Origin of the sequence: Mycobacterium sp., assembly GCF_035570115.1 — a bacterium.
In the GTDB taxonomy this organism is placed as follows: Bacteria; Actinomycetota; Actinomycetes; order Mycobacteriales; family Mycobacteriaceae; genus Mycobacterium.
Map to the genome: position 1 here is coordinate 1 of NZ_DATMLH010000082.1, position 12,607 is coordinate 12,607.

The window sequence follows — 12,607 nt, forward strand, 5'->3', positions numbered from 1 at the left end:
AGAAGCCCTCGCTGTTAGTCGAGGCGCTACGCGGAGACGAAGTCGTCGGGGCCATTGCGATGAATATGAACAAGGCGATCCTCGGATATCAGCGTTCGCTGGCGGCTTCCCCGGCGGCCCAGTGACATTGTGTATTGAGACGCGCATACTCATAATATTGGTTGCAACCGACACCGTCAGCGAGGACCGGCATCATGACGACTACCCAGGATAAGACCGCAGGGGGCACCGCCGCCCTGCCTGCAGGGGGGTTAGTCGAGGTCCACAACCCCGCCGACCAGAGCCTGGTCGGCACCGTGCCCGACCAGTCCGCGGACGAGGTGCGCGCACTCGCCGATCAACTGCGCGCGGCCCAACCTGGCTGGGAGGCGCTAGGACCGCAAGGCCGTGCGGTTCATCTGCGGCGGTGGCTGGATTGGATCGTCGACAACCAAGACCGCATCCTTGGCCTGGTGCATCGCGAGGCCGGCAAGTCCTGGGGGGATGCGCAGCTTGAGCTGCTGGTCTGCATGGAAGTCATCAACTACTACACCAAACACGGCGCCGAATTCCTGGCCGAGGAAACCCGCCGCCCGCACGGACCGGCGTCGGCAACCAAGAATCTGCGGATCCGCTACCGACCGTACGAACTCGTCGGCGTGATCACGCCGTGGAACTATCCGCTGGGGATGCCGATGCTCGACGTGCCGCAGGCGCTGATGGCCGGGGCGGCCGTGCTGACCAAACCATCCGAGGAAACCCCGCTGGGCTGGGCCGAAGTCGTGCGCGGCTGGAACGAGGAGATCGGCGCTCCACCCGTGCTGGGTTGTGTGACGGGCCGGGGCGATACCGGTAAGGCGGTCGTGGACGTCGTCGACATGGTGCAGTTCACCGGCTCCACCAAGACCGGCCGCCAGATCGGCATCCACTGCGCGGAACGGCTGATCCCGGTCAGTCTCGAACTGGGCGGGAAAGACGCGATGATCGTGCTGTCCGATGCACCGCTGCAACGGACCGTCCGCGGAGCAATCTGGGCCGGACTGTTCAACTCGGGCCAGTCATGCGTCGCCGTGGAACGGATCTACGTCGAGGATTCGGTGTATGACGAGTTCACGTCACGGCTTGTCGACGAGGTGAACAAGCTCCGCCAGGGCCATGATGCGGCGGGTAGCTTTTCCGCCGACATCGGAGCGCTGGCAAACGAGGCCCAGATGGCGATTGTCGAGCGCCAGGTCGACGACGCGCTGACTCGCGGGGCGCGCATCCTCACGGGCGGAAAGCGAGCCGAACGGGGGTTGTTCTATCCGCCGACTGTGCTGGTGGATGTCGACCACACGATGGCTTGTATGCGCGAGGAGACGTTTGGGCCGCTGCTGCCGATCATGAAGGTGTCGAGCGAAGACGAAGCGATCGCCCTGGCCAACGACAGTAGCTACGGATTGGGCGCCAGCGTCTGGACGGCGAGCAAGGAGCGCGCCGAGCGGGTCGGCAGGCGGATCGAAGCCGGCGGCGTCAACATCAACAACGCGATGATGCACGTCTTCCAGTTTCCGCTGCCGATGGGCGGCTGGAAGGAATCTGGTCTGGGTCACCGAATGGGCGGACCCGACGGCATCCGGAAGTACTGTCGCGCGCAGGCGGTGGTCAGCGAGAAGGTGAGCCTGCCGACCGAAACACATTGGTACCCCTACTCACCACGCAAGGCTCGGATCTCCGGGGCGGTGCTTCGGCTGCTCGAAATGCACGACTGGCGTCGTCGGCTGGGTCGCCGCCCAAAGAGGTGATCGTGTCGACGTGAGGTTTGGCCCAGGATCTCGAATGTCTCAGGCGTCGGTGGCGAGCGCCGAGATCCCCGCGAGGACGGCCGCCAGTCCCGCCTCGTAGTCGCGGAGTTCGTTGTCGTGGCTGTCGTCCGACGATGCGCGGTCCGCGGGCGAACCCGCGAGCATGCGCGCGCGGCCGATGAGTTCTGGCAACCCCGGCGTGCGGTGCTGTCGCGCCGCCTGGTGCTGGACGAACCCGGTCGTGTAGGACGCCAGCACCTGGTAGGCGGTGTGGATCTGACGGTCATCCAGGCCGAGCCCGACCAGGGCTGCCAGTACCCGCTCCAGTAGGTGCAACGCCGCACTGCCCGGCACTGGCTGACCCGCCACGATCTGCACCAGCTCCGGATGGCCAACCAGCACTTCGTAGGTTGCCCGAAAGATGTAGGCGATCTCGCCCTGTGGGTTCGGGGTGTCGGGTACGTCGATGGCGCCCAGCAGCCGGTCGGCGAAGAGCCCGAGCAGCTCGTCCTTGGTGCGTACATAGCCGTAGATCGAGGTCACGGCCACCCCGCACTCCCGTGCCAGGCGCCGCATCGTCACCGCCTCGACACCGCCGGAGTCGATGAGCCGCGCGACGGCGTCGACGAGATCATCCACTATCAGCCGACCTGACGCGACGGCACGGAGGCGTGGTGGCATGAGCCGATCATACGGATTCCCTAACGCGTACCGAGCATGTACGATCTGATTTCGAACATGTTCGGTACGCGTTCTGCCACATCAAGCATGTCCGGCTTGCGTATCTGTTTCTCATCGGAAGAGGGGTATTGGATGGCGTGGTCGAACACGGTTTCACCCGAAGATGACCGCCTTCATTCGCGCAACGCAGATCCATGGTGGAACGAAAGCTCGTTCACCACGTTCCGGGTACCGGAACGCAAGCTATTCGGCATCCTGTACCACTACATGCGGCCCAATCAGAACACCGCGATGGCCGGCCCGTGGTTCGTCGACCCCAGTGGTGACGAGATGTCCACCTGCCTCTACAACGGGTTCGACTGGCATATGCCACTGCCTGACGGCGCCGACATGTTCGACTTCACCCTGGAGAACAGCTACTCGGTGCAGACCCTCACGCCGCAAATGAGCTACCGGCACACGTACAGCGCCCCCGGTTGCCAGTTCGACCTGACATATCGCGCCGATCGGACACCGGTGGCGATGCGGTCCGCGGGTGAGCGCGTCAATGTCGGCATGCGCGATTTCGTACAGGATGTGGCAGCCAAGCACACCGGCCACTATGAGCAGACCGGCGTGATGGAGGGCGTACTGGAAATTGAGGGTGAGCGCATCATCGTCACGGACGCGGCGGTGATCAAGGACCGGACCTGGGGGCCCCGCCGCATTCTCATCGGGCAGCACAAGCCGCGTGGTTCCTACACGTTCGCCCGCGCAGACCGCGACAACTCCTTTCAGGCGTTCGCTATGAGCGCGGAGCCATGGGAGCGGGATCCCCTGGTGGGCGCGGCAGACCCTGTGGCACACGGTTTTTACGTAAAGGACGGCGTACTGGGTCACCTGGTCAGCGGAACGCGGACCGTGTTGGAACGCCACAGCGACGGCCGTCCGGTCCGCGAGTGCATCGACGCGGTGGACGAGCACGGCCGGCGCCTTCACGCCACCGGAGAGGTCGTCACGTTGCTGAAGTGGCATTCGCCCTACGGCGGGGTGATGACCTACTGGTGTTACGAGAACTGGACGTTCGACGGCCACGACGATGCACCGGGCGAACTACAGGATTGGATGATGGGCAGGCAATTCGCGTCCTGGATGCGTTCCGGGGATGACCGGGTGCTGCGCGTCGACGCCCCGCTGAGCCATGTCTGACGCCGACCGGTCCGCGCTCGCCCGCAGGCTCGAAGCCTTTCTCGCGCAGCGGCTTCCGGATGTCCACTCGGTATCGGTCGGCGACCTGGTAACTCTGCCGGGCGGCTATAGCCGACAGATGACGCGGTTCACCGCGGTGCTCGATGGCCGGCCGCGCACCCTGGTACTGCGGGCCGACGCCGACGACGGCTCCGCGCCGATCGAGACCGACCGGGCGCTGGAGTGGGAGCTCTTGAGCGCGCTCACGGGTCAGGGTGGCGCACCGATGCCCGACGCGATTTACGCCGACCCGACCGGTGAGGAACTGGGAAGCAAGGCCATCATCCTCGACTTCGTGGCCGGCGGCCCATTCCTGTCGCGGGTCAGGGCCGGCGCGCAGGTCGAGATTGCCGACCATGGCCGTGCCCTATGCGATTTGGCTGCCGATATCCACGGCGTCGACATCGCGAATTTGCCGCCAAGCGTGCGCCATCCGGCGGATTGGGACGCCTACGTCGACGAGCTGATCGAGCTGTGGCGGCAGACCGAGATGGACCTGAGCGAATCCATCCCGATGCTGCGCTACGTCGCGGCCTGGCTGCAACGTAACCGGCCACCGGAGGTACCTATGACGCTGGTGCACGGGGAGTTTCAGCCCGGGAACGTGATGCTGGGGCCCAATGACCGACTGGTGGCAGTGGACTGGGAATTCGCCCACATCGGGGATCCGAGAGAGGATCTCGGCTGGGCACTGTGGGTCGAATCGATACAACCGCCAGCTCTGATCGGCGGCGATCCGGAGGGATTCTGCGCGAGATACCGAGAAAGAACCGGACTCAGCAGGCACCAGGTCAGCCCCCGGACCGTCTCATACTTCTCCATCGTCTCTGCGATCCGCGTGTTCGCGGGTCTGCTGCGGACCCAGCAGACCTACGTCGAAGGCGCCAACAACGATTTACGCACGGCGTTTCTCCTCAACGCCAACATCACCGCGTTCGAAGGCTGGTTCAGCGCCACCCGAGCACTCGAAGCGGCTGTCGCAGTAGAGGCTTCGGCATGATCGCCCGTCCGAGCGCCCGGCAACTGCTGATTACCGTGCGGACCGAACTCCAGACCTCGGTGCGGGCCGCCCTCGCCAATGACGACGTGCTGGCCAGGCTCGACATGATCGACTCGATTCTGGCGAGCGTGATCCTGCGCGCCGACGACGAAGCCGCCTGGATTCGTGAGGAGATCATGGCGATCACCGCAGCGGCAGAGGCCGTCGTCGCCGCAGGGGCCGATGCCGACGGGGGCGTCGCCGAGGCGCTGGGAACGCTGCGCTCGCATCCCGCCCGCGGTGACCGGCTTCCCGATCTGCATGACGAGTACAACCTCGCCGGCGAGGTGCTCTCGCGGGCGATCGAGGCCGCATCGCGGATGGGCGGAGCGCTGCGCGCCACCGTCGAAGGTGTGCTCGAGGACCGGCTGCGACGGGAAGTGTTGATCCGCGGCGACTTCTCGCTGGCCGGACGCATCTGACCAACCTTCTCGACAGCGGATGACCGGCGAGACGTTCCATCGAGCCCATGCCGGCGTTCAGTATGAGCGCGGCAGCCCCAGAGAATGTTCGGCCACGAAGTTCAGGATCATCTCCTTGGAGACCGGTCCCATGTTGAGCATGCGCACCAGCCAGAAGTAGGGCGCAAGCTGGTACTCGTAGGTGACGCCGTTGCCGCCGTGAACGGAAACGGCCGCGTCAAGCGCTTCCAGGCCGGCTGTGGCCCCAAGATATTTCGCCATGTTGGCCAACTCGCCGACCTCAGCTCCTGAGTCGTGGAGTTCGCAGGCGCGGTCGGTCACCAACTGGGCAGCTTGCAGGTGGATGTGCGCGGCGGCCAACGGATGGGCGATCGCCTGATGCGCACCGATCGGCTGGCCCCATACCCGCCGCTGGTTGGCGTACGCAACCGCTTTCCGCAGCGCGTAGTGTCCCACCCCGGTGCAAATTGAACTGGTCAAGATTCGCTCGGTGTTGAGTCCGGTGAAAGCCACCGCTAACCCTTTGTTCTCTGGACCGACCAAGTTCGCGGCCGGAACTTCGACATCATCGAAGAAGACCTGATGGCTCTTGTCCGGCTGGTTCATCACCGTCCGGATCGGCGTCCACGACAAGCCAGGCGTATCGGTGTTGACCATAAAGACCGACAGGCGTCCGCGCCCGGTGTGTTCGTCGACCGTGGTACGTGCCACGACCATCACCCACTGTGCCGACTCCATACCGGTGATGAACACCTTCTGGCCGTTGATGACATAGCGCTCGCCCTTGCGGCGGGCCACCGTGGAGATCCGGTGGGCGTTCGACCCGGCATCGGGCTCGGTAATCGCGAACGACAAACGTGTTTCGCCGCCGGCCACCCCCGGCAGCCACCGGGACTTCTGCTCGTCACTGGCGCTGCGATTCAGAATGGTTCCGGTGACTCCTGCCGAGAACAGCATCGCCTGTAGCGGACACCCACCAAGAGCGGTTTCCTGAACGACAATCGCGAGCTCGCGCAGCCCAAGTCCCCCGCCACCGTACTTCTCGGGCAGATGCACACCCAGGTAACCCTTGCTGCCCAGCGCATCCCAGAGTTCCCCGCAATTCGCGCCATCGTCGACCTGTTGCTGGTAATAGTCGGGCCCAAACGAATCGACGATGCCGCGGACCGCATCGCGAATCGCTTGTTCCTCTTGGCCGAGTGTGAACATGGCGCCAGTGTCAGCGGCCATCGATCTTCACCCCCATCACCGACACATCATCGGGGTCGCCTAGGCGGACAACTCAGCAGCCTCCGAGGAGGCCGTCACCTCGTGATAGTCACTCGGGTCGAACTCGCGAAGCCGTTCCCAGTAGTCGACGTACTTCCACGGACTGCTCACAACGATGCGGCCGGCATCATTGCGGTAGTAGGTCGTCATCCCCTTGTGCGACCAGATGCAGTGCGCCAAGGCTTCATCGAGCTCTTCGTTGTAGCGTTCGAACACGCCACAATCCACCTCGACCGCGGCGGCTTTGTTGACCGCCAGATGTCGGATCGCCTGCATGATGTAGCGGACCTGAAATTCGGTGGCGTGGATCGCACTTCCGCCATGGCCGGCGTTGGTGTTCGGACCGTTGACGATAAAGAAGTTCGGAAAGTCCGGGACGGTCACCCCAAGGTATGCCTGGGCATCGTCGACACCCCACCGCTCGCGCAGCGTCGTGCCGGATTTTCCGACGATGTCCATCGGCCAGAGGAACTGCAGAACCTTGAAGCCGGTTGCCAGCACGATCACGTCGGACGGTACTTCAACTCCGGACCGGGTCACGACATTGTCACCGCTCACCTTGGCTACAGCTTCGGTCAGCAGCGTGACATCGTCGCGGCACATCGTCTGGTACCAGCGATTGTCGATTAACGGGCGCTTACCGTAAGGCGGATACTCCGGCAGGCACGCATCAAGCAAATCGGTTCGGTCGCCAAGCTGCCGCGTGATGTACTTGGTCAGAAATACCCGGTGGCGATCGTTGGCCTCGTTGACAGCGCGTTCCGGATGGGGCCAGTTCGGATCGATCTGCAGCGCCGAGTGCAGCCGGTCGCTGAAGTTCCAGAACGAGCGAAGCCGATACCACTGAATGTAGAAGGGGACCTCTTTCATCAAGAAGCGAACCGTTTCTTTGACCGCGCGATGGTAGTTCGGATGTGGCAACGCCCATTGCTTCGATCGTTGAAAGACGTTCACGTGCCTAGCGGTATCGACGATAGACGGCACCACTTGCATCGCGCTGGCGCCAGTCCCGATCACGGCGACATGCTTGTCGGTCAGGTCGACCGAGGTATCCCACGCCGCGGTATGCATCACCGGTCCGGGGAATTCGTCCAGTCCCGGGATGGGCGGAATCGATGGCCGGTTCACCATGCCTACGGCGCTGACCAAGATGTCGGCCGTAAGCGACTCCACGTCACCGTCGGAGTCTCTGATGTCGATCTGCCATGTCGCGTTGGTGGTTTCGTATCGTGCACACACCACCTCGGTGTTGAATCGGATGTGCCGCTTGACATCGAATTCGGAAGCGACCCGCTGGATATAGCCCTCGACCTCGTTCCGCTTGGCGAAGTAGGTCGTGATGTCCGGATTGGGCGCAAACGAGAAAGCGTACAGATGACCGGGCGTGTCCACGCCACAGCCGGGATAGACGTTTTCCAGCCAGGTGCCACCCAGATCTTCGTCTTTTTCCAGCACTACGAAGTTGACACCGGCCGCCGCAAGTTTCGTTGCCATGCAAAGCCCGGACAAGCCCGCTCCGATGATGACGACGCGAAAGTCCCCGGGGATCGACTCGGCGGGTATCTCGACGTCGCGTGAGATGAAACCCATTTCCTCGGAGAGTAGTTCGCCGTATTCGACCGGCACATCTTCCACCATCGCGCAGCTGAGCATGCGCGTCACCTCGTCCGGGGAGGGAGTGACCGGTTGGATTCGCCCTTCATAAAACGCGACGACTGCCTCTAGCGCCGACGCCCGTACCTCTGCCTGAAGTTCGACTGAGAGACCGCCGGAGTCGTTGTCGTCCAACGGCTTTCCTGGCACCGGTCGATAAGGCGGGCGAGTCCATTTGCTGTCACCGGTGAGATGCTGCAAGACAAGCAGCAACGTCGGGATGTTGGCATCTTCAAGCGCTACCTGAAGGTTCTCAAACCAGTTGGGAATCCTCTCCCAGGGCGCCGACACGGCAGTGGTCATAAGCGTTCCTCCGCCTCCGACCTTCGAGTCACGACACGCCCGCGGCCCGCGCCGGACGGCGAACCTTCCTGGCATCGTGTCATCAACCGGCCTTTTTGAACTATCGCGTCTCAATATACGGCAGATCTCGGGGTAAGCGCAACATCTCCCGCGCGATGATCACCGGAGAATTCGTTCGCCGTCGGCACCATCATGGCTGATGGCGACACTCTGAGCTGGTGAATCGCGTTCGCTAATACGACTGGTGACCGCCGCATGCGGAGAACGATCGTGCACATAGACGCTGACCGCCCGAACGCTCCGGCTGGCGCCGGAGGCGCAGCACGCTGGGTCCGCCGATCTCGTCCGTCCATTGGCGGTCAATCACAGACATTTTAGCCACTCGATTTGCGCCGACGCCGCTGCGGCGCACCGGACTTGCGCTGCGGCGTTTCTGGAGCCACATACCCTAACCGCAACAGCCGCACGGCTTCTTCGGCGATCTGGTCGGACGTTATCTTTTCATTCGGTCGGTACCACCGCGACACCCAAAGAATCATCCCGAGGATTAAACGTGTGGTGATGATCGGGTCTGCCTTCTCGATGTAGCCTGCCTCCATATTGGCCTCGACCACAGAAAGCCACATCTTTTCAAATCGGCGACTCCAGCTGTGCCATCGCTGAAGGACATCCTTGGGCAAGTCGCCGCCACCGAAGAATACCGGCATCGAGTAACGCATCTGTACCGCCGCATCCGCTTGCAGGCGGACCAGCTCTGTCAGGCATTCGGCGGGATCGGCGATATCAGCGATCGCGGCCCGGACTTTCTCTTCGATTTCACGCGTGTTGCGTTCGAAGAGGACACCCACAAGGTCTTGTTTGGTGGCAACGGTGCGATACAGCGTCGCGCGCGAGACCGACAGCTTCTCGGCGGTATCCACGACCGATACCGCCTCATATCCGCCCTCGTAGAACAACTCCGCCACCGCGTCGGCGACCGCATCACGGTCGATTGTCAGCCGTGGCCGGCCACGAGGGCGGCCATTCGTCGCGCCATTGTCACTTTTCGACACCGGGCTCCTCTACATTCGTACCCAGTTTAGAGGCTACATGTCGCACAATGTGACCTCAGGTTGGCGAACCCATCATGAAAACACGAACATGCCGGTTAGCAGCCCGAACAGGCCTAAGCAATAACCCTCGAAAAGACCGCGCAACACGCGCGGGGCCATTTTCAGCTCCATGAAGTACAAGCCGACCAGCCGAACCTTGAAGACCGCGACGGCGAAGATCACCAGGCTGGCCGGCAGGTGGTGACCCGCGCCGGCTCCGTGGTTGGTGCCTAATGCCCACGACACAATGGTCAGCGCGCACAGCAAAACCCAGATCAGCGAGGCGTTTGTCCTTACCACCGATCTCATGCTCACCTCACCAGGAAGACCAAGGGGAAGATGACGATCCACAGCAGATCGACCATGTGCCAAAAGCACGCGCCGCCTTCAAAGAAGGCGATATGTGTCTTGGTCGGCTCCGGTTTGCTGGCCAAGGTCGAGAGGACCGTCAGCACGATCAACCCAATGATCACATGAGCCAGGTGAAGCCCGGTGAGCACGAAATAGTACATGAAAAACTCATTTGTGCTCGGGGTGATTCCGGCCGCGATCTTTTCGTGGTACTCAAAGGCCTTGATCGCAACAAAGCACGAGCCCACCAGCACACCGCCCAGGGTCAAACGCCGGGCCAGGTAACGCAGTTCGGGACGACGCAAAGCTCGCGTCGCAAACACCACGAGAATCGAGCTTGTCAGCAAAACAAGTGTGTTCGTCGCGCCAAGCGCTCGATTGAGCGCCCCCTGGGACTCGGCGAACAGCTCCGGGTGATTGCCCCGCTGATGCAGATACACCGTGAACAGGACAGTGAACACCATCATGTCGCCGAACAGCAGCACCCAAATGCCGGGCTCGCCGGGCACATGACGTTGGGAGGCGGGTGACGAGTCAAGGCCGGAACCGTCGGCGGCACGCGCCGAATCGACCATATTGGTCATCTACACGCCCTTTGCCATGTGTGCAAGATGCCCCATCTTTGAGATAATTCGTCTCAATAGTAAGTGCAAGCGCGCGGTTCGTCAACGAACATCGCTATCGTGAACGATCGCTCACAATCGAATTGATTTTGTTGCACTCGATCTCGTAGCGTGTGGATGGGTCATGGTCCTGGCGCCACCCGGCGGCGCCGGACCTTGCGGAGCAGCCACATTGTCCGCGGGCTCCGCATTGCGCACCCTGGAAGGGGCGGATTGAGGTGGATCGCGTCCTGTTTGAGGTCGACAAAGGTGTCGCCCTGATCACCGTCAACGACCCCGACCGGCGCAACGCCGTCACCGACGAAATTTCCGCCGGATTGCGCTTCGCGGTCACGGATGCGCAAAAGGATCCGCACGTCCATGCCGTGGTCGTCACCGGTGCGGGCAAGGCATTCTGCGCGGGCGCCGATCTGAGCGCCCTCAGCGCCGCTGCCGAGGACCGGCTACGCCAGCTCTACGACGGGTTCATCGCCGTCGCCGACTGCACGCTGCCGACGGTCGCCGCGGTCAATGGGCCGGCTGTCGGCGCCGGGCTCAACCTGGCACTGGCTTGCGATGTGCGGATCGCGGGACCCGCGGCGCTGTTCGATGCCCGCTTCCAAAAGCTCGGCATCCATCCCGGCGGAGGCATGACGTGGATGCTGCAGCGCGCCGTCGGACCGCAGTTGGCGCGCGCTGCGTTGTTGTTCGGGATGCGCCTTGACGCCGACGCCGCCGTCAGACACGGCCTAGCGCTCGAGGTCGCCGATGATCCTGTGGCGGCCGCTCGGGAGCTCGCCGCCGGTCCAGCATCGGCGCCGCGGGAAGTCGTGATCGCGACGAAGGCCACCATGCGGGCCACCGGCAGCCCGGGCAGTGTCGACACCGAACTGCACGCGGCCGCCCTTCGTGCCGAGTTGGGGCCACAGGCCACGTCGATTCAGGCACCGGCCTTCGCGGAGCGGCTCGCCATGGCGCGCCGCAAGTAATCGTTCACCAGGCGGCGGCGTTCATGCCAGCGCCACCGAAAGACTAAGCGTCACTAGAGATCCGCTCGCCTTGCCGCTGATGCAGCTGGGTGCAGAGCTCGATCATGGTCTGGAAGACCTCGGGCTGTTCTTCGGGCTCCATGATCGCGGGCGCCAGATCGCTCGGAGCGATGTAATCGGCACCGGCTTCCACCCAGGGCTGCAACTGGGCGGCGACTTCTTCCGGTGTTCCGATGAGCCAGGACTTTTCGATCATCTCCGGTGTCACGCGGGCGACCACGTCGTCAACCTCGGTCCGGCTCATTTGATGCGGCAGCATCTTCAGCGCGTAATGCCAGTCCTCGGGAAAGATGAGATCGATTCCCTCGGCTTTCCACGCGCCGTGGTGCAGCCGGCCGAAAGCTGCGGTCATCCACTTGGTGATCGGATTTGAGAGGAGGCGCTCACGCTGGTCGTCGTTGCGATAGATGACGACGAACGGCCAGAAGCCACAGGTGAAGGCCTCCGGATCGCGTCCCTTGCGCTCGAGTTGCTCGCGTATTTCACGCACTTGCGCGCCCCATTGATCGGGGCTGACGAAGGCGCTGGGGACCATGCTGATGAATCCGTCAGCATGGGACGTGGCGATGTCGATCAGCTGCGGGCCACCACCAAGCGCCCAGAGTTTGGGAACCTTCGGGAAATGACCGCCGATCCAGGCGCCCTCGTAGGTCCAGTGTTTGCCTTCGTGGCTGATTAGGCCGTCGGATGCAAGCAGCTTACGCACGATCACGAAGATGTCCTCCATGCGTGCCAAGCCCTGGGAGCGCTTCCAGCCGAACGGCTTACACTGCTTGAGCTCGCCGGCCGCGAACTGGAGTGCGACATCGGCAGGGGTCGCCGAGGCCAGCGTCAGCATCTGCTGGAGCAGCTCGGCCGGACCGTTGCGAACCGCATCCAGCGTGGTGGTGATGTTCAGCCGACTGGTTGCGTTTGCGGCCAGCAGCGCCACCATGGCTGCGTTGTAATACGAGTCGCAATCGCTGCTCACCCGCGCCATCGGTGTGACGTCGGTTCGCCACAGCGCCTGCGGCACGAAGCTCACCAGCTGATCCCAGGTCTGGAACCAATCAACGACGCCGGTGGCTTCCAGTTGGCTGGCCAACTCGGCGCCGGCCTGTGGCGGCAGGTACCGGCTGGGCCAGTAATTCACGCCGACTTCAACCGTCTTGGACATG

Annotated in this window: 12 protein-coding genes; 5 read left to right on the forward strand and 7 right to left on the reverse strand. The window is 63.1% G+C overall.

Going from position 1 to position 12,607, the window contains the following annotated elements; genetic code table 11:
- Nucleotides 1–194: 194 nt before the first annotated feature.
- On the forward strand, nucleotides 195–1,763 hold the full coding sequence (locus tag VNW74_RS06305; RefSeq protein WP_325675744.1) for an aldehyde dehydrogenase family protein: 1,569 nt from the start codon (nucleotides 195–197) through the stop codon (nucleotides 1,761–1,763).
- Nucleotides 1,764–1,802: 39 nt separating this feature from the next.
- Here VNW74_RS06305 and VNW74_RS06310 read toward each other — a convergent pair whose 3' ends face one another.
- On the reverse strand, nucleotides 1,803–2,444 hold the full coding sequence (locus VNW74_RS06310; protein WP_325675745.1) for a TetR/AcrR family transcriptional regulator: 642 nt from the start codon (nucleotides 2,442–2,444) through the stop codon (nucleotides 1,803–1,805).
- A gap of 132 nt (nucleotides 2,445–2,576) precedes the next feature.
- Between VNW74_RS06310 and VNW74_RS06315 the strand changes: the two genes are divergently transcribed.
- From VNW74_RS06315 to VNW74_RS06325, 3 genes are read left to right on the forward strand one after another with little or no spacing between them, the layout of a single operon-like run.
- Entirely contained in the window at nucleotides 2,577–3,632 is a 1,056-nt protein-coding gene (locus tag VNW74_RS06315; RefSeq protein ID WP_325675746.1) for a hypothetical protein, read from the forward strand.
- A complete protein-coding gene (locus VNW74_RS06320) occupies nucleotides 3,625–4,671 on the forward strand; it encodes a phosphotransferase family protein (RefSeq protein WP_325675747.1) in 1,047 nt (348 codons plus the stop codon). The genes VNW74_RS06315 and VNW74_RS06320 overlap by 8 nt, the downstream gene beginning before the upstream one ends.
- Complete coding sequence (locus VNW74_RS06325) at nucleotides 4,668–5,132, forward strand: hypothetical protein (protein ID WP_325675748.1); 465 nt, start codon at nucleotides 4,668–4,670, stop codon at nucleotides 5,130–5,132. Before VNW74_RS06320 ends, VNW74_RS06325 begins: the two co-directional genes overlap by 4 nt.
- A gap of 57 nt (nucleotides 5,133–5,189) precedes the next feature.
- Here VNW74_RS06325 and VNW74_RS06330 read toward each other — a convergent pair whose 3' ends face one another.
- From VNW74_RS06330 to VNW74_RS06350, 5 genes are all read right to left on the reverse strand, one after another.
- Nucleotides 5,190–6,362, reverse strand: coding sequence for an acyl-CoA dehydrogenase family protein (locus VNW74_RS06330; RefSeq protein WP_325675749.1), 1,173 nt, complete (start codon nucleotides 6,360–6,362; stop codon nucleotides 5,190–5,192).
- Between the two features lie 39 nt (nucleotides 6,363–6,401).
- Complete coding sequence (locus tag VNW74_RS06335; protein WP_325675750.1) at nucleotides 6,402–8,357, reverse strand: NAD(P)/FAD-dependent oxidoreductase; 1,956 nt, start codon at nucleotides 8,355–8,357, stop codon at nucleotides 6,402–6,404.
- A 374-nt stretch (nucleotides 8,358–8,731) separates the two neighbouring features.
- Nucleotides 8,732–9,322 (reverse strand): TetR/AcrR family transcriptional regulator, encoded by a 591-nt coding sequence (locus tag VNW74_RS06340; protein ID WP_325675751.1) that lies wholly within the window; start codon nucleotides 9,320–9,322, stop codon nucleotides 8,732–8,734.
- Between the two features lie 159 nt (nucleotides 9,323–9,481).
- Complete coding sequence (locus VNW74_RS06345; protein ID WP_325675752.1) at nucleotides 9,482–9,757, reverse strand: cytochrome C oxidase subunit IV family protein; 276 nt, start codon at nucleotides 9,755–9,757, stop codon at nucleotides 9,482–9,484.
- Nucleotides 9,758–9,759: 2 nt separating this feature from the next.
- The gene (locus VNW74_RS06350; protein ID WP_325675753.1) at nucleotides 9,760–10,308 is read right to left on the reverse strand and encodes a cytochrome c oxidase subunit 3 family protein; all 549 of its coding nucleotides are present in this window, start codon (nucleotides 10,306–10,308) and stop codon (nucleotides 9,760–9,762) included.
- A 326-nt stretch (nucleotides 10,309–10,634) separates the two neighbouring features.
- Here VNW74_RS06350 and VNW74_RS06355 point away from each other — a divergent pair, with 326 nt between their 5' ends.
- Nucleotides 10,635–11,390 (forward strand): enoyl-CoA hydratase, encoded by a 756-nt coding sequence (locus tag VNW74_RS06355; protein WP_325675755.1) that lies wholly within the window; start codon nucleotides 10,635–10,637, stop codon nucleotides 11,388–11,390.
- A gap of 43 nt (nucleotides 11,391–11,433) precedes the next feature.
- On the opposite strand, the gene VNW74_RS06360 is transcribed toward VNW74_RS06355, so the two are convergent.
- Nucleotides 11,434–12,607, reverse strand: a 1,174-nt coding sequence (locus VNW74_RS06360; protein WP_325675754.1) for an LLM class flavin-dependent oxidoreductase, incomplete at its 5' end; no start/stop codon positions are given.

Bases quoted from the DNA above. Each gene is read 5' to 3' on its own strand.
- VNW74_RS06305 (WP_325675744.1), top strand. From the start codon at position 195: ATGACGACTACCCAGGATAAGACCGCAGGGGGCACCGCCGCCCTGCCT.
- VNW74_RS06310 (WP_325675745.1), bottom strand. From the start codon at position 2,444: ATGCCACCACGCCTCCGTGCCGTCGCGTCAGGTCGGCTGATAGTGGAT.
- VNW74_RS06315 (WP_325675746.1), top strand. From the start codon at position 2,577: ATGGCGTGGTCGAACACGGTTTCACCCGAAGATGACCGCCTTCATTCG.
- VNW74_RS06320 (WP_325675747.1), top strand. From the start codon at position 3,625: ATGTCTGACGCCGACCGGTCCGCGCTCGCCCGCAGGCTCGAAGCCTTT.
- VNW74_RS06325 (WP_325675748.1), top strand. From the start codon at position 4,668: ATGATCGCCCGTCCGAGCGCCCGGCAACTGCTGATTACCGTGCGGACC.
- VNW74_RS06330 (WP_325675749.1), bottom strand. From the start codon at position 6,362: ATGGCCGCTGACACTGGCGCCATGTTCACACTCGGCCAAGAGGAACAA.
- VNW74_RS06335 (WP_325675750.1), bottom strand. From the start codon at position 8,357: ATGACCACTGCCGTGTCGGCGCCCTGGGAGAGGATTCCCAACTGGTTT.
- VNW74_RS06345 (WP_325675752.1), bottom strand. From the start codon at position 9,757: ATGAGATCGGTGGTAAGGACAAACGCCTCGCTGATCTGGGTTTTGCTG.